Here is a 23,029-nt window from a genome sequence, read left to right as displayed (position 1 = left end):
TTTGTGGGACTGCGAAGTCCCGCCCGCCGCGCAGGTGGATCGACGCGGCACACACAACGACGTGATAACGCCTCCGAAAGGACACTCATGACCACCGAAAAGTTCGTTCTCGCCATCGATCAGGGCACCACCTCGACCCGTGCGATCATCTTCAACCACTCTGGCGAGATCGTCTCCGTCGGACAGCAGGAATTTACCCAGATCTTCCCGAACCCGGGCTGGGTGGAGCACAACCCCATCGAAATCTGGGACACCACCCGCACCGTCGTCGCCGAGGCTCTGCAGAAGGCGGAGATCAACCGCCACAACCTCGCGGCCGTCGGCATCACCAACCAGCGTGAGACCACCGTCGTGTGGGACAAGAACACCGGCGAGCCCGTCTACAATGCGATCGTCTGGCAGGACATGCGTACCTCCGACATCGTCAAGGAACTCGAGGGTGACGAGGGCCCGGACCGCTTCCGCCAGATCTGTGGCCTCGGTCTGTCCCCCTACTTCTCCGGCTCCAAGATCAAGTGGATCCTCGACAACGTCGAGGGCGCCCGCGAGCGCGCCGAGGCCGGTGACCTGCTCTTCGGCAACACCGACTGCTGGGTCCTGTGGAACCTGACGGGCGGCATCAACGGCGGCGTGCACTGCACCGACGTCACCAACGCCTCGCGCACCATGCTCATGGATATCCGCACCCTTCAGTGGCGTGAGGACGTCTGCGAGATCTTCGGCATCCCGATGTCGATGCTCCCCGAGATCAAGTCCTCCTCCGAGATCTACGGCTACGGCCGCAAGAACGGTCTGCTCATCGACACCCCGATCGCGGGCATCCTCGGCGACCAGCAGGCGGCCACCTTCGGCCAGGCCTGCTTCGAGAAGGGCATGGCGAAGAACACCTACGGCACCGGCTGCTTCATGCTCATGAACACCGGCACCGAGCCCGTGTTCTCCGACAACGGCCTGCTCACCACCGTGGCCTACAAGATCGGCGATCAGCCGGCCGTCTACGCCCTCGAGGGTTCGATCGCCGTCGCCGGTTCGCTGGTCCAGTGGCTGCGCGACAACCTGGGCATGATCGTCAAGTCCTCGGACATCGGCGAGCTGGCCAGCACGGTCGAGGACAACGGTGGCGTCTACTTCGTCCCCGCCTTCTCCGGCCTGTTCGCCCCCTACTGGCGTGCGGACGCTCGCGGCGCGATCGTGGGCCTGACCCGCTACGTCAACAAGGGCCACATCGCCCGCGCCGTCGAGGAGTCGACCGCGTTCCAGAGTGCCGAGGTCCTCGACGCGATGAACGCCGACTCCGGCGTGCCGCTCAAGGAGCTCAAGGTTGACGGCGGCATGACGCACGACGACCTGGTCATGCAGTTCCAGGCCGACCTGTGCGGTGTCGACGTCGTTCGCCCGAAGGGCATCGAGACGACCGCTCTGGGTGCCGCCTACGCCGCCGGTATGGCCGTGGGCTACTGGTCGGGCACCGACGATGTTGTGGCCAACTGGCAGGAAGGCAAGCGTTGGACGCCGTCCATGGAGCCGGCCGAGCGCGACCGCACCTACCGCCTGTGGAAGAAGGCTGTCACGCGTACGCTCGACTGGGTTGACGACGACGTGAAGTGATTGTCACTCCATAGAAATTGACGAGGCCGGGGCTGCGTTGAGTAGTCCCGGCCTCGCTCTATCGGGTTATACATAGGACTCAAGGCCGCATAGGTATAGACAATCGTCAGTTACTCTATTCCCATGGAAAACCCTAATAATCAAACAACATATCTCGTCGTAGACGGCGAAAATATCGATGCCACGCTGGGCCTTTCTGTCCTTGATCGTCGCCCGAACCCCGAGGAGCGCCCCCGCTGGGATCGTGTCCTCGAGAGCGCGCACGGCCGCTGGGGTCAGAAGGCCAAGGGCCTGTTCTTCCTCAACGGTTCATCCGGCTTCCTGCCGATGGGCTTCGTCCAGGCGCTCACGGCGATGGACTACTCGGTCATCCCCCTGTCGGGTCCGGCCGACATGAAGGTCGTCGACGTCGGCCTCCAGCGCACCATGGATGCGATTGCACAGCTCGGCACAGGCGACGTCATCCTGGCCAGCCACGACGCCGACTTCCTGCCTCAGATCGAGACCCTCCTCGACCAGGGCCGCCGCGTCGCGGTCATGTGCTTCAAGGAGTTCCTCTCCTCCCAACTCCACGAGCTGGAGGAACGAGGCCTGGAAATCATCGACCTCGAATATGACGTGCACGCCTTCCAGGTGCGCCTGCCCAGGCTCCACATCATCGACATCGACGACTTCGACCCGATGTCCTTCCTGTAAACCCTGGCTCCGCGTCCGCGAGCGGGCGCGTTGCCGCCGACATGACGAACCGGGCGGCCCCGCAAGGGGCCGCCCGGCCTGTCTATGTGTGCGGCTGGGCCGCGTTGCTCACGCCTGGGTGTTGTTGCCCTTCAGGGCGGCCAGGCGAGCCTCGATCTCCACCTGCGAGGAGTCGGTCTGCAGCTCAGCAAACTGGGCGTCCAGCGAGGAAGCGGCCAGTTCCATCTTGCCCTGGGCGAGGGCCTCCTGCTGGCGCACGCGGTCCTCGAAGCGGCCGAGCTCGCTCGTGGGGTCCAGGATGTTGATCGAGCCGAGGGCCTCCGTGACCTGAGCCTGAGCCTTGGCGGTCTTCTCGCGGGCGATCAGCTGGTCGCGGCGGGTCTTGAGCTCGGAGAGCTTGTCCTTCATCTGAGCGAGGCCGGTCTTCAGGCGCTCAGCGACATCGCGCTGAGAAGCGAGAGCGGGCTCCTCGGTCTTGACCTCATTCTCGAACTGGATCTGCTTGCCGAGGGCAACCTTGGCCAGGTTGTCCCACTTGTCGGCTCCGGCCTCGTCGCCGGCGGTGCGCAGGGAGTCAGCCTTCGCGGAAGCGGCGGCGGCCTTCTGGCCCCAGTCAGCAGCGGCCTTGACGTCTTCCTCGTAGTCGCGCTCGGCCATGCGCAGGTTGCCCAGGGTCTGAGCGATTGCGTTCTCGGCCTCGATGATCGAGTTGGTGTAGTCGCGGATGAGCTGGTCGATCATCTTCTGCGGGTCCTCGGCCTTGTCGAGGAGGGCGTTGATGTTCGCCTTGGCGAGCTGAGCGATACGGCCCAGGATCGTCTGCTTTTCGGCCATGATGTTCTCCTTTGAGGTGGTGCGCATCTGCGCGGTTTGGGTTGGTGCGCGTGCGCGCGGGTTGTGAGCGAGACGTTGTCTCGCACGATTGGTAGGTGGACGAGGACTAGTCCATACCGGTCCGTGGGCCGGTGGCTGTGGGGGAGGGGCTTGTTGTGTTCACCGTGTTCCTCCCGATGAGCGCCCGGCGTTGCGAAGCGGATCGAGCGTGGCGTCCAGCTTGACCTCGACGGTGCGAGCGTGCTCGAGCGCGTCGAGCGGATTGTCGTTGTGAATAAGGGCTTCCTGAGCTCGTGTGATTGCCGCACGAGCATCGGTGATGAGGGGGGCGAGCAGCGTACGATCGGTCTGCAGGCGGTCGGCCTCCTCAATGTCCGAGGAGAGGGACGCAATAGCGGCTCCCAGTCGATCCTCGATGTGGTCCAGGTCTTGTTTCGCCGTGAAGATCGCGTTCATCTCGTGGTAGGCCATGAGGAGCGCGCGCTCGGCGGTGTCAACGGCGGAGGTTGCCAGCTCAGTGTCGGTGTCAATGATTGCCTGGGCGGACTCAATGGCGCTGCGCGCAGAGGTGAGCAGCGACGCGGCCTTGTCGGGATTGTCCTCGAGTGCAGCCAGGACAGTACCGGGGTAGATGCTGGCAATTGTCGCCAGCTCTTCCCTGGATCGCTCCACGTCCGCCAGCTCTTCCGCGAGGCGCTCCTGAGCCTCTGCCAGGCGGGTCGGCAGTGCGGTGCGCTCGGAGCGTTTCGTGCTGAAGGGGGCCTGTGCGTCGCGCAGCAAACCCAGCTGCGTGTCGAGTTCGTTGATGATCTGCGACGCAAGGCTCTCTTTTTTCGCCGGGTCGTACGCCGTGCGGCACTGCTTGTAGAGGGCATCCCCGCGAGACAGGGCCTCCTTCGCCTCCTTGATGCGGTTGCGGAACTGTTCGGTCGCGGCGATGCCGAACTGCGCGCGGGCGTAGTCCCACTCCTTCTCGGCGTCGCGTACCTCCTGATCGGCCTTGGACAGGCGTTCCTTCGCCTGCTCGACCAACCTATCGGCGTTTCGCTGTGCGGCCTTGTCTTCACGCTCGTCCCTGCGGCGCGAGATGCGCCATGCTGCCGTTTCAATTTCTATGGCGTGTGCTTCTTCCTCGCGCTTCTGTCTCCATAGCCCGAAGAACAAGCTGCAGATGACGAGTAGGCCCGTGACAAGGAATGCAATGATGCCCTTGATTGTTTCTGTCCGGCTCTCATCCGCCAGTTGCTGGTTGAATTGCTTGCGATGCGATTCAATCTGCTCGTACGACCAATAGGAGCTGTGCAGGTGTTCGATGAGGGCAGTGGGACCTGCCGCTGCCTCGTCGGGGGTCAGCGGAGTTGATTTGTATGCTCGACGAGCTTCCGATAGCGCGCCGCTCACGTACGATCCACCAACTGAATTGTTGCGGATCCACTCAGCCATCTCCGGGCCAGGGCAGTAAATGTCCTGACTGTCCTCGTAGGCAACGACGTAGAGGAGTGCCTTGTCGTTGTTCTGGATGTTGGCGAGGGTAGCTCGGCACCATGCGGCCGGTTCCTGGTCGGAAAAGTTGGGGACGATGACGGTGTAGACGGGAACGTGATACTTGGAGTTGAGGGATTCTGCGCGGGTCTCGATATTCGCGCGCTGTTTGTCACTGAGGAAGCTATCCGAATCAGTGACGTAGCTGCTCGGCGCGAGCGGATCGGTCGCGAACGCGGGCACGCCACCGACCAGCATCACTGCGGCCATGACGGCCGCGATGCCCAGGCGTCGAATCCGTGGCATGTGATCCTCCTTGGTGAGTGGCGAACAGATCAAGATACACCATTGTGGGTCGCGGTGTCTCTATAGTCGCGTGTCTTGTGTCACACTCTGGTGGTGCAAGACCAGTGTACGTGACGGTTGTGTGCGGGTGGAAATAAGTTTGCGTGAACCTCCTCTATCGTCGCCCTGGCGCCGCAAGTGCGCGGTTGGTGAGCGTCGTGGCCCGCGAGGCCGCTGCGCTCGCTCGTAGGGGATCCTCGTCGAGAACCTCGCGTGCCTCGGTCATCGCCTGTTCGGCTTCGCTCATCAGCTTGTTCACGTCGAGGAGAGCCGAACCCTCGTGGTCCTTCAGGTACTTGCGTGCCCAGGTGAGGGCTGCGTCGGCGTCGCGAATATGGCGCTGAGCGGTCTCTTTCGCCTTGCGCTTCGCCTGTTCCTGAGTCATCAGCGGGGCGAGGACCGCTTCTAGTCTGAGCTCCACCTCGCGAAGTTTTTCGAGCGCGCCGAGGGGGTCCTCGTTGCTGACCAGTGCACGCTGTCCCCTGGTGATGGCGGCCTCGGCCTCGTCCAGAAGGGGAGAGAAGGCGTCGGAGGAATCGAGCCGCTTCGCGTCCGTTAGGGCGGTGGACACGGATCCGATGGAAGAAGTGAGCCGCTCGAGGAACGCGTCAAGATCGGTCTTCGCAGAGAAGATCGCATCCGTCTGCGCATTGGCCATGGTCAGTGCGCGCTGAGCGGTATCCAGGGCGGAGGCTGCTCGGGTGGCGTCGCTCTCGAGATGCGCGTCGGCCGTCTCCAACGCCGCGCGAGCGGACTCCAGCAGTTGTGCCGCACGCTGCGGATTGTCCTGGAGCGAAGCGAGCATGGACTCGGAGTAGAGGCCCGCAATGCTGGAGAGTTCTTCCTTCGAGCGCTCCAAATCGGCGAGCTCCTCGACGAGGCGTTCGCGAGCGTCGGCAAGCTGGGTGGGCAGCGATGATCGCTTCTCGCGTTGTGCGGCGAACTCCTTGCTTGCATCCTGCAGGGGCGGCAGGTTCTTGTCGAGATCCTCCGTGATTGTTGTGGCGAGACGACGCTTGGAGTGAGAATCAGGGGTTTGCTCGATCTGTTTGAGGGTGTCGAAGCCGCGTGCAATAGCCTCTTTCGCCGCCTCGAGGCGGCGTCCGTACTCTTCAGCCGCGGCGCTACCGAACTGGGCGCGAGCAAAGTTCCAGTCTTCTTCGGCGGCGCGCACCTGTTCCTCGGCCTCTGACAGACGCCGCCGTGCTTCCGCGGCTGCCCTCAGGGCGTCGCGCCGTACCGTGTCCACGATCGGTGTGGGTTCCGTATCCTCATCCACAGTTGGGGGTTCGGCGTAGTCGTATTCTCTCTGTTTGCGGATCCACACCCATAGGTTGGAGACAATGGCAATCACAATGACCGCGGATATGATGATGTTAGCGCCGCGATTCCTCTTGGCTTCTTCCTTCTTTTGCTCCTCGCGCCTTTTCTCCTCCTCTTGCCGTCTCTTGCTGTTCTCGGCAGCGTTGCGTGCCCTGAAGTCGTAATCGCTGCGTAGAGCGTCGATGAACGCGCGAGAGCCCGCCACTGCCTCTTCGGGGGTCAGTGGGGTGGTTTTATGCTTGTAACGGGCGGCGCTTAGCGCGCCGTCCAGCATCAGCCTGGTAATCGAATCTTTCGCTAGCTCCGAACCCGCGCAGGAGACGTTCGTACCATCCTCATAGGCGACAACGTAGAGGATGCCCTTTTGTGCGCTGCGCGATTGCTCGAGGGTCGCCTCGCACCACGCTAATGGCTTCTGGCCGGAGAAGTTGGGAATGACGGCGACGTCGATGTACGTGGTGTATGTGGAATAAAACGATTTCGCTGGGGTCTCAATAGTTTCGCGTTGCTCGTCGCTCAGAAAGCCGTCGGGGTCGGTGACGTGTCCGCTCGTGGTGAGCGGCTCGGTCGCGAACGCGGGCGCGCCGCCGACCAGCATCGCAACCATCATGATGGCTGCGACACCCAGGCGTCGGATCCGTGACACGGTGCCTCCTGCTCGTCGATGAAGCGATAAACCTCTGCCGTGCGGCTCGAAAGCGGCGACAGTGCATTGTGTGGCGCGGTGCCGCTTGCGATCGTTCTTAGTTTACGAGGAAATATGCCGAGCTGCGACGGCCTCGCTCATGTTTCCGAAGACCCCGGCGGCAGTGTGAGGCCCGCAAGTAATGATTGTTGCGGGTCTCACGGGTGGGCAACACTCAGAAGCTACCGGAAGCGGAGGACCAGCCGCCCGAACCCCAGTCGGAGCTGCTCGAGCTCGAACCCCAGTCAGAGCCGCCGCCGGAAGCGAAGGACCAGCCGGATCCGGACGAGCTGGAGCCACTGTGGAAGGGATCGAAGTCGTCTCGGTGGTGCGAACCGGAATTCGAGAACAGCGTCGACCACAGGAGGAAGTCGCCCAGGGACGAGCCCGTGTAGGACCCGTTGCCCGTGGTGGGCTGCCCCCACGACCCGCCGAAGTTCTGGATGGGGGTCGCCATGACGCTGTCAGCGAGGGCGCGTGCGTTCATCGCGTGCGTCGACGCGGCCTCGGGATCGTCCTCGAGTGAGCGTTGAGCGGTGCTCAGGGCGCTCTCAGCGTTGTTCAGGGTCGAACGCAGCTCAAGGTCGATGGCTCCACGTCGGCCCTGCACGTAGCGCTGGGCCTGGGCGACGGCGGACTCGGCCAACGAAATCTGAGCCTCGGCAGCTGTGTATGCCTTCTCGTAGGCCTCCTCCTTGGTGCGCAGCGGCTCGAGCGCCGCGTCCAGGGTGGCCTCGGACATGCGCAGGTGCTCGAGGGCTGCGAGCGGATCGCCTGTGTTTGCCAGGGCCGCCTGGGCCTCGGCGATGGCCGCGTGAGCGTCAGCCACCAGCGGGTTGAACACCGCCGGATCCGTGTGCAGTTCGTTGACGTCGGTGATGTCCGAGGAGATCGAGCTGATCGCCGCGACGAGGCGATCGCGGATCGCGTCAAGGTCGGACTTCGCCGAGAAGATCGCGTCGGTCTGGTGGTTGGCCATTGTCAGGGCGCGCAGGGCCGTGTCGAGGGCGCTCGCGGCGTGCGCGCGATCGGTGGACGCGGATGCTTCTGCGGTGTCGATGGCGGTGCGTGCCGAGGTGAGTAGGGCCGAGGCCTGGTCCGGGTTGTCCTGGAGGGAAGCGAGCATCTGCGCAGGGTAGAGCGCCGAAATGCTGGCCAGCTCGGACTTTGCGCGCTCCAGATCGGTCAGCTCTTCCGCGAGGCGCTCGCGGGCCTCGGCGATTCGCTCGGGGAGCGAGGCCTGCTCGGCGCGCTTGGTGGCGAACGACGCCTGGATGGCGCTGAGCGGGTTCATGTTGGCACCCAGATCCTGCATGATTGCGGTGGCCAGGCGGAGCTGCTCGGCGGGCAGGGCCGCGGAGTTCATCTGCCCCTGGGCGCTGAAGCCGCGCGAGACTGCTGCCTTCCCGGCCTCGATGGCTCGGGCGAATTCGTCCGTGGAGCTCAGGCCGAATTGTGCGCGCGCATAGTTGAGCTCGTCCGTCGCGGTGCGCACCTGCTCGTCCGCGGACAGGAGCTGCCGATTCGCTTCCTGAGCGGCACGCGCCGCGCTCTCGGCGTCGACCTGTGCGGCCTGCTGGGCGGCGACCCTGTTGCGACGCGACGAGCGCGCAACTGCGATGGCGACGGCAATCACGCCGCCCACGAGCAGCAGGAACATGACGAACATGCCGAAAAGCGAGCTCGTGTCGTCGGAGGACGAGCTGGAGCTGCGCGACGAGCTTGAGCTCGTGGAGCTCGAGCTCGTGGAACTGGAGTTGTAGGAGCTGTTTACGTAGGTATTAACGAATGCGTTGACTCCGTTGGCGACGGCGGAAGATGTCAGCGGATTGGGCGTCAACTGGGCCTCGGATGCGCGCACGGCGTTCTGGAGGGAGGTGCCAGATGGCCCGTTGTAGGAGCAGGCCGCGTCGCGGCGCTGCGAGTATGCGATGACGTAGACGACGGTGCCGTTGGCCAGGGAGGAGCGCTCGGCGGTCTGCTTGCACCAGGACTCTGCGTCCGTACCCGAGAAGTTGGCGACGAGGACGACCTTGACGGGTTTGCCGGAGGACGCGGCCCTGCTGGTCGCAGACTCGATCGTGGAACGGTCTGCGCTGGCAAGCCAGCCGTCGGGATCGGTGACCGAATCGCTGATGGACATGGGCGACGCTGCGAGCGCGGGAAGGCCCAGCGCAAGCAGTATCGCTGTGAGAACAGCGATGAGGCTGAAACGGCGGATTCGTGTCACGGGGTCCTCCTGCGATGTGGCGAACAGGTCAACATACACCATGTGCGTCGTGTGCGTCTAGCGTGTGACGCACCGCGGCGTCGGTGGTTGTTTCCGTGGGGTCAGTCTACGTGAAGGGGGAGGAAGAATGTGGGCGGCGGTGCTGTTCGCTACAGGGATCGGCCGCTCTCCCGCGCGCGGAGGAAGAGCGCCCTATGATAGGGAGAGCCCATATGGGCTTTCAGACTATTGAGAGAAGGAGGGGACCATGCCCACCGGTAAAGTGAGGTTCTTCGACGCAGATCGCGGTTTTGGCTTCATTGCGGGAGATGACGGCGCTGATGTCTTCCTCCACTCGTCCGCGCTGCCGGCCGACCACGCTAACCCGCGAGTGGGTGCTCGCGTGGAGTATTCGGTGGCCGACGGACGAAAGGGACCGCAGGCTCTGAGCGTGCGTTTCCTGAAGGAGACAGCTTCCGTTGCCCGAGCCAAGCGCCGCAAGCCGCAGGCGATGGTGCCCGTCGTCGAGGACCTGATTAAGCTCCTCGACTCGTCGAGCGCCGCGCTGCGCCGCGGTTCCTACCCGGACAACGCGACCAAGATCGCGAAGGTGCTGCGCGCCGTCGCAGAGGAATTTGATGCCTAAGACTAGTGCCCGCCTGCGGGCAGTGAAGAAGGACGCCGTCCTCGAGGCCGCCGTCGATGTTGCGCGCGCCGGTGCCGAGGCCGTCGCGCACCCGCGTCCCGTCGGCGAGCACGTCGGATTCGAGATGGTGTCGGAGCGCCTGGCTACCCACTATTTCGCGTCGACCGACGCGGGGTACGTGGGCTGGTGCTGGGCCGTGACCGTCGCCCGTGTGCCGCGCGGACGCGTCGCCACCGTGTGTGAAGTCGATATGACCCCTCGTGAGGGTGCGCTTCTGGCCCCCGAGTGGGTTCCGTGGGAGGACCGCCTGCGTCCCTCGGATATTTCTCGCGACGACGTCCTGCCTTACAAGGCGGACGATGAGCGTCTCGTGCAGAGCTTCGAGGACACGAGCGTGGACCCGGACCTGCCGGTCGTGCGAGAGCTCGGCTTAGGGAGGGTGCGCGTCCTCTCGCCGGAAGGACACAGTCAGGCCGCGAAGCGCTGGTATGAGTCGGAGCGCGGCCCGAAGTCCGGGCGTCGCCCGCGTAACACGTGTTCGACGTGCGGCTTCCTCGTGAAGATGGGCGGGGACATGCGCACGATGTTTGGCGTGTGTGCGAACGAGTGGGCGACCGACGACGGCGCCGTGGTCTCTCTGGATCACACGTGCGGTTCCCACTCGGAGACCGACGTTCCCAAGAACGGCACCGCATGGCCCGTGCGTCCCTCGCGTGTGAACGAGGGGGCGCTCGACGCCGAGCCGATGCCGCGCGCATCGAACGAGGTGAAGAAAGACGAGGCCGTGGTCGCCGAAGTGACGTCCGATCAGGCCGAGGCCCCGACGGGTGAGGAACAGGAAGGCTGACGTTTCCTTCCGCTATAAACTGGCAGAAAGCACTCGGGACTGACTCCTGGGTGCTTTCTCAGCAAGTGGGCAAATGGTGAGTTTGTTTGCGCGTGGGCGGCCGAACAGGCACGATTATCCGGTGAGCACACAAGAAAAGACCGCCCCGTCCCACGGCGGCTTCGCACAGTCACTTGATTCGTTCTTCCAGATCTCCAAGCGCGGCTCGACTATTAGTCACGAAATCCGCGGTGGAATTGTCACCTTCTTCGCGATGGCATATATCCTGGTCGTCAACCCGGCGATCCTGGGCAATGCCGTTCCCAAAGACGGCTCCATCACGACCCAGGGCATCGCAGCCGGCACCGCGCTCGTCGCGGGCATCATGACGATCCTCATGGGCGTTGTCGCGAACTACCCCCTGGCGCTTGCCGCAGGCCTTGGCCTCAACGCGGTCGTCGCCTTTACCCTGGTCCTCGGTGCCGGCCTCAGCTACGGCGAGGCCATGGGCATCATCGCCTGGGAAGGTATCCTCATCTTCCTGCTCGTCCTCACGGGCTTCCGCGAGGCTGTTTTCCGTGCGGTTCCCGCCGCCCTTAAGACCGCCATCACGGTGGGCCTGGGCCTCTTCGTGGCCCTCATCGGCCTCGTGAACGCGGGCATTGTGCGTACCGGCGCGACCCCCGTCCAGTTCGGCATCTCGGGCTCGCTTGACGGCTGGCCGGCCCTCGTCTTCGTGTTCGGCCTGTTCCTCATGATGATCCTCTACGTGCGCAAGGTGAAGGGCGCGGTGCTGATCTCGATCATCGCCTCCACGATCCTCGCAGTCATCGTTCAGGCCTTCGCCCACATCGATCGCATCTCCGACACTAACCCGACCGGCTGGGGCCAGACCGTCCCCGAGCTCAAGGGTTCCCCGATCGCGGTTCCCGTGTTCGACACGCTCGGCAAGGTGGATCTGTTCGGCGGCTTCGGCAAGCTCGGCGTCGTCTCCGTGATCCTGCTGGTCTTCTCGCTCATGCTCGCGGACTTCTTCGACACGATGGGCACCATGGTGGCCGTCGGTGCCGAGGGCAACCTGCTGGACAAGGACGGCAATCCGCCTAAGACCCGCCAGATCCTGATCGTCGACTCCCTGGCCGCGGTGGCCGGCGGCGTCGGCGGCGTCTCCTCGAACACCTCCTACGTCGAGTCCGCCTCGGGTGTCGCCGAGGGTGCTCGTACCGGCCTGGCCTCCGTGGTCACCGGCATCCTGTTCCTGCTGTCGACCTTCCTGGCGCCCCTCGTCGAGCTGGTCCCGACCGAGGCGGCCTCCACGGCCCTCGTGTTCGTCGGCTTCCTCATGATGACCCAGGTGACCGGCATCGACTGGGATTCGCCGGAGGTTGCGATCCCCGCCTTCATGACGATCGCCTTCATGCCCTTCGGCTACTCCGTGTCCGTCGGCATCGGCGTGGGCTTCGTGACCTATGCGGTCATCCAGCTCGTCAAGGGCAAGGCCGCCAAGGTGCACCCGCTCATGTGGCTGGTCGCCGCCCTGTTCGTCATCTACTTCCTGATGGGCCCGATCCAGCGCCTCCTCGGCGTCGGCTGATTCGTCACGCTTTATACCCTTCCCGCCCCGCCGGAGCCTTTCTCCGGCGGGGCGGTCGTATCCTGGGAACGTGCACCGATGGGGGCCGGTCAGCGCCGCCAGCCCCTGCCTCGTACAGTGCGCGAATTGAGAGAGGGAGGAACGGTATGTCGGCAACGTTTGCATCCATGCGCTACGTGAACTACCGGTACTGGTTCGTTGCCTCCCTCATTGCGTCGACGGGCGTGTGGCTTCAGCGCGTCGCCCAGGACTGGTACGTGCTGACGGTTCTCACCGATCACGATGCCTCGCAGGTTGGCGTGGTCACCGCTCTGCAGTTCTTGCCGATCATCCTGTTTTCGGCGTGGGCGGGGGTCCTCGCGGATCGCATCCCGGGGCGCCGTCTCCTGCAGTGCACGCAGACGGGGGTCGGCCTCGTCTCCCTCATCATCGGCATCGTCGTCCTGACGGGGACTGGCGAACTCTGGCACCAGTACATCCTGGCGTTTATCTCGGGCACGATCTCCGCCGTCGATACCCCGGCGCGCCAGGCCTTTGTGGGAGAGCTCGTGCCCCACGAGAAGATGGCGAACGCTGTCGCCCTTAACGCGACCGCTTTTCATACCGCGCGCCTGATTGGCCCGGCGTCGGCGGGTTTCTTCATCGACTGGTGGGGTATCGGTCCGGTCTTCGTCATCGATGCGGTCATGTTCCTCGCCCCCGTCATCGCGCTGGCGCTCATGCGCGGCGACCAACTGTATCCGCGCACGCTCGTGCCGCGCGCCCGGGGCCAGCTGCGTGAGTCCGTGATCTACGTGCACAGTCGCACCGATATCCGCATTATTCTCGCGCTGATCTTCGTTGTGAGCGCGCTCGGCATGAACTTCCAGATGACGAGCGCGCTGATGGCGACGACCGTGTTCGGTAAGGCGGCGGGTTCCTTCGGTATTCTCTCGACTTTCATGGCCTTCGGTTCGATTCTCGGATCCACGGGAGCGGCGCGCCGCGCTCCTCGCCTGCGCACGATTCTCATGGGTGCCGCCTTCTATGGGACCGCCGAGATCCTGCTGGGTCTATCGCCCTCGTACTGGTGGTTTGCCCTCCTGTCGATTCCCACGGGCTTTGGCATGCTGACGATGAATACGAGTGCGAACGCCCTCGTGCAGACGCGCACCGATCCTGACAAGCGCGGACGCGTCATGGCGCTATATTCCCTCGTGTTCCTCGGAGCGACGCCGATCGGCTCGCCGCTCGTCGGCTGGGTGGGGACCATGTTTGGAGCGCGCTGGTCGATCCTGGTCGGCGGCATCGCATCGCTGGGCATCGCGCTCATCTGCGGAGCGTGGGCAATGATCCACTGGAAGGGGCGCGTCGTGCGCCGCCGCTCGTTCCCGTGGGTGGGCATCGAGGCAGATTCCTCCGTGGACGCGCCGCGCCGCTCGGTCGACCCGCTCTGATCGGCGCCGGGCGAGGGACTTAGAGCACGCGCTCCAGGCAGTAGTCGATGCAGGCAAGGAGGGCCTCCACGTCCTCGACCTCCACGCTCGGCCACGTGCCAATGCGCAGCTGGTTGGCGCCCACACCGCGGTAGGCGCCGATGTCGACGATCCCTCGCGCGCGCAGGTGCGCGGCCAGCTCGGAGGCGTTCGCGGCCTCGTCGATCTCGATCGTGGCGGTCACGGGGGATCGCCACGCCGGGTTGTCCACGAAGGGGCCTGCGGCCAGGTTTGCTTCGGCCCAGTCGTAGATGAGGGACGAGGCCTGGGCGCAGTGGGCGCTCACCGCGTCCATCCCGCCGCGCTCGAGGAGCCAGCGGACCTGGCGCTCCGCCATGATGATCGTGGCCAGCGCGGGCGTGTTGAGGGTCTGGTCCTTGCGCGAGTTGTCGATGGCTGTGGACAGGGAGAGGAACTGCGGGACCCATCGCCCGTCGGCGCTCTCCTCGACGCGGCGGGCGCGCTCGACTGCGGCGGGGGAGAGGATCGCGACCCACAGGCCGCCGTCTGACCCGAGGGCCTTTTGGAGGGAGAAGTAGTAGGCGTCGACCTGGGTCAGGTCGACGGGTGCGGCCCCCGCGATCGACGTGCCGTCCACGAGAGTGAGCGCGTCGGGCGCCTCGACCCGGTAGACGGGGGAGGTGACGCCGGTGGAGGTCTCGTTGTGGGGGTAGGCGTAGACATCGACGCCCTCTGAAGTCCCGTGCGGGGACACGGTGACGAGCGAACCGTGCGCGGCCTCGTCAATGAGGGGGGCAGTGAGGTGAGGTGCGTGGGCGGCCTCGGAGGCGAACTTCGCGCCGAATGCACCCCAGGAGCCGAACGTCGCGCGCGAAGAGATAAGGCACGCGCAGGCCACGTCCCAGAAAGCGGAGGCGCCGCCGTTACCCAGGACGACCTCGTAGTCGCTAGGGACCGACAGAAGGGTGCGCAGCCCGTCTTTCAGCGAGGCGACCACGTCTCGCACGGGCGCGGCGCGGTGGGAGGTGCCCATGAGGAGGGGGGAGGAGAGGGCCTCGATCTGTGCGGCGCGCACCTTGGAGGGGCCGCAGCCGAAGCGTCCGTCAGCGGGGAGGAGGGCCTGGGGGATGTCGGGGAAAGCCACCATGGCAACAGCCTAGTCTCCTGACGCTGGGTATTTCCATCACGTTCATTAATCGAATTATCGTGAGGGGGCACACGCCGACACGCCTGTTTTTCCGCATCAACGCGTCGTTGCGCCTGCTGGAAGGAAGGTGACCCTATTCTGTGTTTATTACCTGCCTGATGAAGGAGGCCGACGTGGCAGACCTGATCGACACCACCGAGATGTACCTCAAGACCATCCTCGAGCTCGAGGAGGACGGGGTCACCCCCCTGCGCGCGCGCATCGTCGACCGCCTGGGGCACTCCGGCCCGACGGTCTCGCAGACGGTCGCGCGTATGGAGCGCGACGGGCTGCTGCACGTCATGGGCGATCGTCGCCTCGAGCTAACAGACACTGGCCGTGCGCACGCCACCGAGGTGCTGCGTAAGCATCGCCTGGCCGAGCGCCTCCTCCTCGATGTGATCGGTATGGACTGGGCGCAGGTGCACGACGAGGCATGCCGCTGGGAGCACGTGATGAGTGATGCCGTCGAGGCTCGCCTGGAGGAGCTGCTGAGCAACACCTGCGTGGACCCTTACGGCAATCCCATGCCCGGCTGTGCGCCGCTGGAGGGCGCCTATTCTGCCGAGCTGGCGGTGCGTTCGCTCGAGGCCGGTGCCCTCACGCTGGCACGCATCGGCGAACCGATTCAGGCGGATGCTGAGCTGCTCGCTTCCTTCGATGAACTGGGCCTGCGTCCGGGTGCTCGCGTGGGGCTTTCGGCGCACGGTGACGTCGTGCGCGTCGCCGCTCTCGACGAGGCCGGCGAGGTTCGCGGTTACCTGACGATCCCGATGGCACTGGCCGCGCACCTTTTTGTACGAGGTGAGTGAGCGCTGACGATCGACGAAAGCCGGGCAAACAGCCCCGGCTTTCGTCGTCTACGGGGTGTGTCTCGAATCGCGAAACGTGTGAGGGAGTGGGGTTTTTCCTGAGATTGCGGGACCCAAATGTCACGGAATGGTAACGATGAGGAGGGTCACTGTTACCAGAACGTGACATTGGCTGGGTGGTCAAGGTATAGTTCATATCGGTCATCAGACCACCCGCCCATTCGGAACCCGAAGTGAGACGTCGGATGGAGCGGAAAAATCGTCTCACGCGGGGAACCCAGATGTGGCTCCTTGAGCCTTGGGGTGAAGCTCGCACGCCGAGCCGGACCTCCCGTCCGAACCCGACAGCTAACCTCGCAGGGAAACAGGGAGAACATGAGTGAAGACTATTAAGCCTGCTCCGCGTCACCGCATGGCACGTCGCCCGCTGACCGATTCCGTGGTCGAGGGTGTGAACGTTTCTGGCGCCGCTCGTCCGATCGCTTTCGCGTCGGCCGCCGGTGTTGCGCTGACCGCGATTGCCGCCGGCGTTGCGAACGCCGCCCCGGCGACCCCCCAGTCTGAGCCGCAGAGCGCTGACCTCAACACGACGACCGTCGCCGTCGATGACGTGACCACCGTTGAGGTTCCGGACATCGAGTGGACCGCCGAAGAGGATGTCACCGCTTCCGCGACCGCTGAGGCTCCCGCGCCGGCCCCCGCCGCCGCGACCCCGGCCGCCGATCAGTCCGACTCGGCTGCTTCTCGCTCGGAGACCCGTTCCGACGCGACCTCCGACACCTCCGCCCGTCAGGCCAGCCTGAACGCGGCTGGCGGCGACATCGTCTCCGTCGCCCTCGGCCTGACCGGTATCCCGTACGTCTACGGTGGCGAGACCCTCGGCGGCCTCGACTGCTCCGGCCTGGTCAAGTACGCGTACGCGGCTGCCGGCATTAACCTGCCGCACTCCTCGTCCGCTCAGGCCGCTGGCGGCACCATCGTGTCCGACCCGCAGCCCGGCGACATCGTGTCCTACCCCGGCCACGTCGCCATCTACATCGGCGGCGGCCAGATGGTTGAGGCCACGGTGCCCGGCCGTCTCTCCCAGGTTTCGCCGGTCCGCGCTGGCGCCACCTACGTGCGCTACTGAGCCTGCGATACATAGCTGATGATCCCCGCAGCCCCTACGGGCTGCGGGGATCGCTGTTTATGCTCCGGTTGGGCTTTCGCGGATCGTTAAAATACGGCACAATATAAGTGACTGCCACCACGAGGAGGACATCATGAGTTCTACCGAAGTCATTCTGGTCGGTGTCGATGGCTCGACGGAGAGCCTTGCCGCCGTCAAATGGGCCGCTGATCGCGGCGCGCGCACCGGAGCGCGTATCCATTGCCTGTGCACCTACGCGCTGGCCTCGTACTCTGCGGCCGCCCTGGACGGCGGATACGCCGTTCTCGACGATGAGGCCCTGAAGGCGGGCGCTGAACAGGTCGTCGAGGAGGCAAAGGCCCTGGCTCGCGAACGCGGAGCAACGCATGTCTCCGGTTCGACCGAGCCCGGAGACCCGGCGGGGGTGCTCATCGACTTCTCCGCCGAGGTGGACATGATCGTCGTCGGTTCCCGCGGCGGTGGCGGATTCGCCGATCGTCTCCTCGGTACCGTTTCGTCGGCTCTGCCCGCGCACTCGAAGTGCCCCGTCGTCGTCGTTCCCCGCCACACCTCGGGCAAGAAATTCACGCCCGTCGAGCGCGTCGTCGTCGGTATCGACGGCACCGATCAGCCCTCGTGCGCGCTCAAGCGCGCGATCGGCGAGGCTCGCCTGTGGGATGCGCGCCTGACCGCGGTGTCCGCCGTGCCGATCGCGGTGGGCCCGTCCGTCATGACGTGGACCCCCACGGGCGTCGATCACTCGGCCCTGCTCGCGCAGGTGCGCGAGGGAATGGATGCCGCGATCGCCGCCGCCCTGGACGGAGATGACGTGCACGTCTCCCGCCACGCCCTCGACGGCTCAGCGGCTTCTCTGCTCATCGAGTTCTCCACCGCGGTCGACCTGGTCGTCGTCGGCACCCGCGGGCGCGGAGGACTGGCCGGCGTGCTCCTCGGTTCGACGTCGCAGACGGTGCTCGGGCACTCGACCTGCCCGGTCATGATCGTTCCCTCCGCCCACCTCGGGGACACGGGAACGGCCGTGCACACCGAATGGGAGCGCCGCTAAACGCATACGGTCACGAGGCTGGGGTTCCCACGTGGGTGCCCCGGCCTCGTGCGTGTGTGGGGTTCAAAGCCCCGCCGAGGTGAGGCTCCCCGCACGGCGACGCAGGACAGCGGTGCGCGCACTTTGCTACAGTGGGCGCGGACAACTTGTCACGCCCTCGTAGCTCAGGGGATAGAGCACCGCTCTCCTAAAGCGGGTGTCGGACGTTCGAATCGTCTCGGGGGCACAGTAGAAGGACGCCATGCGCAACGCTCTCGGGTATCTCGTGACCGTCGTTCCGCCCGATGTCGTGCTCGCCATGTTTATCACCGTCGTCCTCGGCACCGCCGTCGCCTCCACCGCCTTCCTGTGGGGTGTGGACCGCATTGGGCCAGTCAAGGCGTCGCTCATCGGGAGCCTCGAGCCCATCGCTGCGACCGCCTTTTCCGCCCTCGTCATGGGAAGCTCCTACACGGGCTTCGATATTGTCGGTATGGCCCTCATCGTCGGCGCCGTTGTGACCATTTCCGTTGTCGACCTCCTCCGGGCGCGCCGCGTCACACAATAGGGTGGTGCTGCCGTAGGGTTAAAACGTGGTTCCTAGTATCTTTTCGCGCCGTTCCGCCCCTGAGCCCGAGGCCCCCAAAGCCTCGTCCACCTCGACGCACCCGACCACCCTCGTCGGCTCTGCGCGCGAGAAGTGGCGCTCACGCCTCGACCAGGACATCGCCGCAGACTCCACGTCTCTGCCGACGCTGTCCCTGTCCGGCGCGCACCCCGGAGGCCTCGCCCAGCTCTACACGGAACACCCCGTCCGCCTGAGTCTCCTCATCCGCGAACCCATCGCCCTGGGTCGCGCCCTCGAGCGCGCCCGGTCCATCATCGCGCGCTCCGAGCAGCGTGCCTCAGTGCACGGCACAGGACCCATCCACCTGGGAATCGGCACGGCCTCGTGGCGTAACGGAACCGACGCCGTCACCGTCCCGGCCCTTCTGCGCCCCGTGCGCCTCGTGCGTCGCGACGACGACGTGCTCATTGCGCTCGGACGCGGAGGCCTGCTCGCCCCCGAACTGGCCGAGGCCCTGCGTAGCCACGGCCTTGACGTGGACGGGGACACGATCCTCGCCCAGGCCAGCGGAGCCCACGGGTTCTCCTCATCGCAGGCAATGACCGCCCTGCGCGATGCCTGCGCCGCCCTGCCGCGTTTCGAGGTCCGAGACGACCTCGTGATCGGCCTGTTCTGCCACCCGGCCGGCGCCCTCGCCGCCAGCCTGGCCGAGGACGTGACAGCCCTCGAAGACTCTCAGGTGATCCGCGCGCTCGCGGGCGACCAGGACGCGCGCAACGACCTGCGCTCCGAGGCTCCGGTCCCCAACCCCGCCGACCGCGACCCGTGGGCAGAAAAGGGCGTCGGCGACCTGATTCCCTCCCAGCAGGACGCGGTCGAGGCCGCCTCCGACGGACGCAGCGTCTTCATCGACATCCCCGCGCACAGCGACGACGCGTCGGTCGTCGCGGCCATCCTCGCGGATGCGGCCGCCACCGGTCGGTCGGTCCTGCACGTGTCGACCTCCCCGTCGCGTTCGATCGCCGCCTACACGCGCCTGGCCGATCTGGGCCTCGCCGACATCGTGGCGAACATCGACGGCTACTCCGACGCGCGCAAGACCCTCGCAGCGCGCGTGAGCGCAGCGATGGAGGACACCTCGCCCGTCGTCGACCAGGCAAGCGTTGACGAGATGCGTGCCCGCCTGCGTCAGGTGCGCGGTCAATTGGCCTCGTACGCGACCGCGCTCCACCAGCCCTACGGCCGCTTCGGCGTGTGCGCGGCCGACGCGCTGCGCGCTCTCACCGACCTGACGAGCGGCGAGAATGCGCCCACGACCCGCGTGCGCCTGGACGAAAAGACCCTCTACGAGATTGCAGTCGATCAGGGTGAGAACGCCCGCGCCCTGCTGCGCGAGGCCCTGGCGTCAGGGACCCTCAGCGGCTCCGCCTCCTTCGCGTGGGGCAACGCCGTCCTGACCTCCGACGAACAGGCCTCCGACGTCCTGCTGCGCGTCGACCGCCTCTCCAAGACCCTGCCCGAGCTGCGCGTGCACATAGCGGCCGTCGCCGGCGAGGCCGGCATCAAGCCTGCCGGCACGCTCGCCCAGTGGGACCGCCAGCTCGCCATGTTCGACGGCATCGCCGACGTCCTCGACGTCTTCCTGCCCCGCGTGTTCGAACGCAGCGCCGCCGACATGGTGATCGCAACCGCGCCCAAGCAGTGGCGCAAGGATCACGATATTTCGATGGGTCGCTCCGAGCGCAACCGCCTCGTCAAGCAGGCACAGGACCTCGTGCGCCCGGGCGTGCACGTGCCCGACCTGCATCGTGCCCTCATCCGCGTCCAGGAGCGCCGCGACGCGTGGTGCGCGGTCTGTGGCGACGACTCGTGGCCCATCCTGCCCGCGAAGATCGGCGAGATTTCGGCCCTGACGGACGCCGTGCGCGATGACCTCGACGCCATCGCCCCCGTGTTCGCGGCCGAGGAGCCGGACCTGGTGGGCACCCACCTGCAGCGCCTGACGACCCTCATCGAACGCTGGGCCGGCGACACTTCCGCCGCCCGCGAGGTGCCCGCGCGCCTTCAGATGCGCGAGCGCCTGGCCGCTCACGGCCTCGACAAGCTCGCCCAGGACCTGGCCGATCGCGAGGTCGAAGACGCCGCGATCGACAACGAGCTCGACCTCGCGTGGTGGGCGTCGCTGTTGCGCGCCATGCTCGCCTCCCAGCCCGCCCTCGGCGGGGTGGACCCCGCCTCTCTCGAAGACCTGGCGCGTGAGGGCTGCGAGCTTGACGAGGCACAGGTGGCCTCGCTCATCCCGCAGGCCATCACGGGCGTGCGTCGAATCCGCACGAACGCCCTGGCGGCACGACCCAGCCAGTACGAGGAGCTTCGCGACCTGCTCGCCGACGGGACGGCTCCCTCCGACCTGGACCTGCTCACGTCGTACCCGCTCGTGCGCCACCTGCTGCCCGTCCTCATGACGGTGCCTGCGATGGTTCCGGCCCTTGCGCCGACGGGGCGCACCGTCGACGTCGTTGTTCTGGACGGCGCTGACGGCCTGCCGCTCGCCGAGCTGGCGCCCATCATCGCGCGCGGCCACCAGCTGGTCGTGATCGACGATCTGACCGGCGCCTCGGAAGGCGGCGCGACCCGCGAGCTGGCGGGCGTCCTACCGGTCGTGCGTGTCGAGCCCGGTCCGCGCCGCCTCAACGATCAGGTTGCCCTGCTGCTCGCCCGCTACGGCTATGAGCACGCCGGTATCCCCGTCCCGTGGACCGCCGCGAACGCGCCCGTGTCCGCCCGCTGGGTGGAGGCGACGGGCATGCCCGCGCCCGGTGCGCACGCGATCGAATCGACCGCCGCCGAGGTGCGTGCAGTTGTCGACGCCGTCATCGAACACGCAGTCGAGGCCCCGGAGCGTTCCCTCGCGGTCGTCGCCCTGTCCGAGCGGCACGCGCAGCGCATCCGCGAGGCCCTGGAGAGCGTGAAGGCCGACGAGCCCGGCCTGGCCTCGTTCTTCGATCCCGCGACCCCGGAACCTTTCGTCGTCGTCGGCCCCGATCAGGTGGCCGGCCTGACCCGCGAATCGCTCATCCTGTCCGTCGGGTTCGCGAAGACCCCGCACGGGCGCGTCATTCACGACTTCGGCGTCCTGTCGAGCGAGGAGGGCGCGGACGCGCTCGCCGAGGTCCTGCGCGTCGTACGCGGCGACCTGACGCTCGTGTCCGCCCTGCACAGTGCGGAGATCGATCGTGAGCGCCTCGGCCACGAGGGCTCGCGTATGCTCGTCGACCTCCTGGAGATCGCCGAGGGGCACGCGGGCGAGGGCATGGATGCCTGGCCCGTCCTGGCCGGCGAACCGGACCGCCTGCTCGTCGACCTCGCCGAGCACCTGTACTCGCGAGGCCTCGAGGTCGTCGCGAACGTCGGTATCCCCGGCGGCATGCGGATCCCGCTCGCGATCGGTCACCCTGAGTCTCCGGGGCGCCTGCTCCTCGCGGTGCTCACGGATGACGAGGAGTACCTGGCGGAACCCAGCCAGCGCGTGCGCGACCGCGCTCGTCCCCGCTGGCTCGAAGCCCAGGGTTGGGCGGTCTACACCGCCCTGTCAATGCCCCTGTTCATCGATCCCGACAAGGAAGCATCGCTCGTTGTCGACGCCGTCCTAGACGCGCTCGAGAATCTGCGCGCCACCGACGACGAGCCCGTCGTCGAGGTCCCCGAGCGTATCGCCGATAACGAGGCCGCGGACGAGCGCGTGGAAGAGCGCGTGGAAGAGGCTTCCTCCGATGATGGTGACGGCGACGAGGGGGCGGACGAGACTGAGGACTCCTCGGAGGCCTCGGCTCCGCGCATGCCGATGCTGGACGACGGCCTCGACGAGGAATCCAAGCGCCGCAAGAAGGCAGACGAAGACACCACCGGCATGCTGCTGGCCATCAAGCGCAAGGAGCACGCCTCCGAGGAGAACCGTGGGCCGCGCCCCGCGATCGCTAAGGGCCTGCCGCTGGCCGCCTACTCCGACGACCAGCTAGACGAGATGGCCGCCTGGGTGCGTTCCGACGGCGTCGAGCGCACCGACCTGGAGACCGCCGAAGAGCTGCGCGAGGCACTGGGCATCACGCGACGCGGCTTCCAATCCGACGCGGTCCTGGGCAACGTCGTGCGCCGCACGAAGCCCGCGGCCAGCGCGCAGGAATCTGACGAGGCCTCGGCTTCCGATGACGCGCAGCCGGAGGAATCCTCCGATGAGTGAGCCGACGCCGCGCAAGCGACGCCGCGTCGCCCGCTACGTGTCCGAGGTGGACCGCCGCCTCATTGAGGAGGGCCTGCCGCCCTCGTGGGAGGATCGCGTGCGCCCCGAGGACACGCGCCCCGGCTCGATGGCTGATGCCCCCGACCGGGGCGACGGTGCCAACGACGCGCGGCTGCTCGAGAACGTGCCGCCGCACGCGCAGGCGCGGGCGTAGGTTGGCGTAGGCGCGGGTGTCCGGATAGGTTGTGCACATCTGGATAGGTTGTGCACATCCGGATAGGTTATGCGCATCTGGATAGGTTATTAAGCTATCCGGATCTTCATTACCTATCCGGATGTTGTTTACCTATCCGGATAGGCGTGTT

17 protein-coding genes, 1 tRNA gene and 1 riboswitch are annotated in these 23,029 nt (G+C 66.1%); of the genes, 13 read left to right on the top strand and 5 right to left on the bottom strand.

Annotated features, from left to right (window positions below; all coding sequences use genetic code 11):
- Window positions 1-87: 87 nt before the first annotated feature.
- Together glpK and JJJ16_RS06910 are read left to right on the top strand one after the other, a co-directional pair.
- On the top strand, window positions 88-1,608 hold the full coding sequence (gene glpK / locus JJJ16_RS06915) for a glycerol kinase GlpK (RefSeq protein WP_219751860.1): 1,521 nt from the start codon (window positions 88-90) through the stop codon (window positions 1,606-1,608).
- Between the two features lie 123 nt (window positions 1,609-1,731).
- Complete coding sequence (locus tag JJJ16_RS06910; RefSeq protein WP_060565809.1) at window positions 1,732-2,304, top strand: NYN domain-containing protein; 573 nt, start codon at window positions 1,732-1,734, stop codon at window positions 2,302-2,304.
- A 108-nt stretch (window positions 2,305-2,412) separates the two neighbouring features.
- Here the strand turns inward: JJJ16_RS06910 and JJJ16_RS06905 are convergent, their stop codons facing one another.
- The 4 genes from JJJ16_RS06905 to JJJ16_RS06890 all read right to left on the bottom strand — a co-directional run bounded on the left by JJJ16_RS06905 (window position 2,413) and on the right by JJJ16_RS06890 (window position 9,245).
- Window positions 2,413-3,138, bottom strand: a complete 726-nt coding sequence (locus JJJ16_RS06905) for a PspA/IM30 family protein (protein WP_219751859.1) — start codon at window positions 3,136-3,138, stop codon at window positions 2,413-2,415.
- Window positions 3,139-3,297: 159 nt separating this feature from the next.
- Window positions 3,298-4,926, bottom strand: coding sequence for a TPM domain-containing protein (locus tag JJJ16_RS06900; protein WP_219751858.1), 1,629 nt, complete (start codon window positions 4,924-4,926; stop codon window positions 3,298-3,300).
- A gap of 154 nt (window positions 4,927-5,080) precedes the next feature.
- Window positions 5,081-6,898, bottom strand: coding sequence for a TPM domain-containing protein (locus JJJ16_RS06895; RefSeq protein WP_225905020.1), 1,818 nt, complete (start codon window positions 6,896-6,898; stop codon window positions 5,081-5,083).
- A gap of 250 nt (window positions 6,899-7,148) precedes the next feature.
- The gene (locus tag JJJ16_RS06890) at window positions 7,149-9,245 is read right to left on the bottom strand and encodes a TPM domain-containing protein (protein ID WP_219751856.1); all 2,097 of its coding nucleotides are present in this window, start codon (window positions 9,243-9,245) and stop codon (window positions 7,149-7,151) included.
- A 205-nt stretch (window positions 9,246-9,450) separates the two neighbouring features.
- On the opposite strand from JJJ16_RS06890, the gene JJJ16_RS06885 reads away from it, so the two are divergent.
- The 4 genes from JJJ16_RS06885 (at window position 9,451) to JJJ16_RS06870 (ending at window position 13,684) form a co-directional block, all read left to right on the top strand.
- Window positions 9,451-9,828 (top strand): cold-shock protein, encoded by a 378-nt coding sequence (locus tag JJJ16_RS06885; RefSeq protein WP_003790694.1) that lies wholly within the window; start codon window positions 9,451-9,453, stop codon window positions 9,826-9,828.
- On the top strand, window positions 9,821-10,675 hold the full coding sequence (locus tag JJJ16_RS06880) for a DUF3027 domain-containing protein (RefSeq protein WP_219751855.1): 855 nt from the start codon (window positions 9,821-9,823) through the stop codon (window positions 10,673-10,675). Before JJJ16_RS06885 ends, JJJ16_RS06880 begins: the two co-directional genes overlap by 8 nt.
- A gap of 121 nt (window positions 10,676-10,796) precedes the next feature.
- Entirely contained in the window at window positions 10,797-12,248 is a 1,452-nt protein-coding gene (locus JJJ16_RS06875) for an NCS2 family permease (protein WP_219751854.1), read from the top strand.
- Between the two features lie 146 nt (window positions 12,249-12,394).
- Window positions 12,395-13,684 (top strand): MFS transporter, encoded by a 1,290-nt coding sequence (locus JJJ16_RS06870; protein ID WP_219751853.1) that lies wholly within the window; start codon window positions 12,395-12,397, stop codon window positions 13,682-13,684.
- A 19-nt stretch (window positions 13,685-13,703) separates the two neighbouring features.
- Here JJJ16_RS06870 and serC read toward each other — a convergent pair whose 3' ends face one another.
- Entirely contained in the window at window positions 13,704-14,831 is a 1,128-nt protein-coding gene (gene serC, locus JJJ16_RS06865; RefSeq protein ID WP_219751852.1) for a phosphoserine transaminase, read from the bottom strand.
- Window positions 14,832-15,004: 173 nt separating this feature from the next.
- Between serC and JJJ16_RS06860 the strand changes: the two genes are divergently transcribed.
- The 7 genes from JJJ16_RS06860 to JJJ16_RS06830 all read left to right on the top strand — a co-directional run bounded on the left by JJJ16_RS06860 (window position 15,005) and on the right by JJJ16_RS06830 (window position 22,878).
- Window positions 15,005-15,682, top strand: coding sequence for a metal-dependent transcriptional regulator (locus JJJ16_RS06860; protein ID WP_060565800.1), 678 nt, complete (start codon window positions 15,005-15,007; stop codon window positions 15,680-15,682).
- Between the two features lie 221 nt (window positions 15,683-15,903).
- Window positions 15,904-16,059: riboswitch (cyclic di-AMP (ydaO/yuaA leader) on the top strand.
- Window positions 16,060-16,061: 2 nt separating this feature from the next.
- Window positions 16,062-16,811, top strand: a complete 750-nt coding sequence (locus JJJ16_RS06855; RefSeq protein ID WP_318836530.1) for a C40 family peptidase — start codon at window positions 16,062-16,064, stop codon at window positions 16,809-16,811.
- A 133-nt stretch (window positions 16,812-16,944) separates the two neighbouring features.
- The gene (locus JJJ16_RS06850) at window positions 16,945-17,877 is read left to right on the top strand and encodes a universal stress protein (RefSeq protein ID WP_219751851.1); all 933 of its coding nucleotides are present in this window, start codon (window positions 16,945-16,947) and stop codon (window positions 17,875-17,877) included.
- A gap of 153 nt (window positions 17,878-18,030) precedes the next feature.
- A tRNA-Arg gene (locus JJJ16_RS06845) sits at window positions 18,031-18,103 on the top strand.
- A gap of 15 nt (window positions 18,104-18,118) precedes the next feature.
- Window positions 18,119-18,424, top strand: a complete 306-nt coding sequence (locus JJJ16_RS06840) for an EamA family transporter (RefSeq protein ID WP_225905017.1) — start codon at window positions 18,119-18,121, stop codon at window positions 18,422-18,424.
- Between the two features lie 25 nt (window positions 18,425-18,449).
- Window positions 18,450-22,664, top strand: coding sequence for a prevent-host-death family protein (locus JJJ16_RS06835; protein ID WP_219751850.1), 4,215 nt, complete (start codon window positions 18,450-18,452; stop codon window positions 22,662-22,664).
- Window positions 22,657-22,878, top strand: coding sequence for a hypothetical protein (locus tag JJJ16_RS06830; protein ID WP_034466271.1), 222 nt, complete (start codon window positions 22,657-22,659; stop codon window positions 22,876-22,878). The genes JJJ16_RS06835 and JJJ16_RS06830 overlap by 8 nt, the downstream gene beginning before the upstream one ends.
- Window positions 22,879-23,029 lie beyond the last annotated feature (151 nt).

Source organism: Schaalia sp. ORNL0103 (assembly GCF_019429565.1).
GTDB lineage: Bacteria > Actinomycetota > Actinomycetes > Actinomycetales > Actinomycetaceae > Pauljensenia.
This window is presented reverse-complemented; position numbering and strand designations above follow the sequence as displayed.

Bases quoted from the DNA above. Each gene is read 5' to 3' on its own strand.
- JJJ16_RS06885 (WP_003790694.1), top strand. From the start codon at position 9,451: ATGCCCACCGGTAAAGTGAGGTTCTTCGACGCAGATCGCGGTTTTGGC.
- JJJ16_RS06870 (WP_219751853.1), top strand. From the start codon at position 12,395: ATGTCGGCAACGTTTGCATCCATGCGCTACGTGAACTACCGGTACTGG.
- JJJ16_RS06840 (WP_225905017.1), top strand. From the start codon at position 18,119: ATGCGCAACGCTCTCGGGTATCTCGTGACCGTCGTTCCGCCCGATGTC.
- JJJ16_RS06880 (WP_219751855.1), top strand. From the start codon at position 9,821: ATGCCTAAGACTAGTGCCCGCCTGCGGGCAGTGAAGAAGGACGCCGTC.
- JJJ16_RS06830 (WP_034466271.1), top strand. From the start codon at position 22,657: ATGAGTGAGCCGACGCCGCGCAAGCGACGCCGCGTCGCCCGCTACGTG.
- serC (WP_219751852.1), bottom strand. From the start codon at position 14,831: ATGGTGGCTTTCCCCGACATCCCCCAGGCCCTCCTCCCCGCTGACGGA.
- JJJ16_RS06900 (WP_219751858.1), bottom strand. From the start codon at position 4,926: ATGCCACGGATTCGACGCCTGGGCATCGCGGCCGTCATGGCCGCAGTG.
- JJJ16_RS06905 (WP_219751859.1), bottom strand. From the start codon at position 3,138: ATGGCCGAAAAGCAGACGATCCTGGGCCGTATCGCTCAGCTCGCCAAG.
- glpK (WP_219751860.1), top strand. From the start codon at position 88: ATGACCACCGAAAAGTTCGTTCTCGCCATCGATCAGGGCACCACCTCG.
- JJJ16_RS06890 (WP_219751856.1), bottom strand. From the start codon at position 9,245: ATGGTGTATGTTGACCTGTTCGCCACATCGCAGGAGGACCCCGTGACA.
- JJJ16_RS06910 (WP_060565809.1), top strand. From the start codon at position 1,732: ATGGAAAACCCTAATAATCAAACAACATATCTCGTCGTAGACGGCGAA.
- JJJ16_RS06895 (WP_225905020.1), bottom strand. From the start codon at position 6,898: ATGATGGTTGCGATGCTGGTCGGCGGCGCGCCCGCGTTCGCGACCGAG.
- JJJ16_RS06850 (WP_219751851.1), top strand. From the start codon at position 16,945: ATGAGTTCTACCGAAGTCATTCTGGTCGGTGTCGATGGCTCGACGGAG.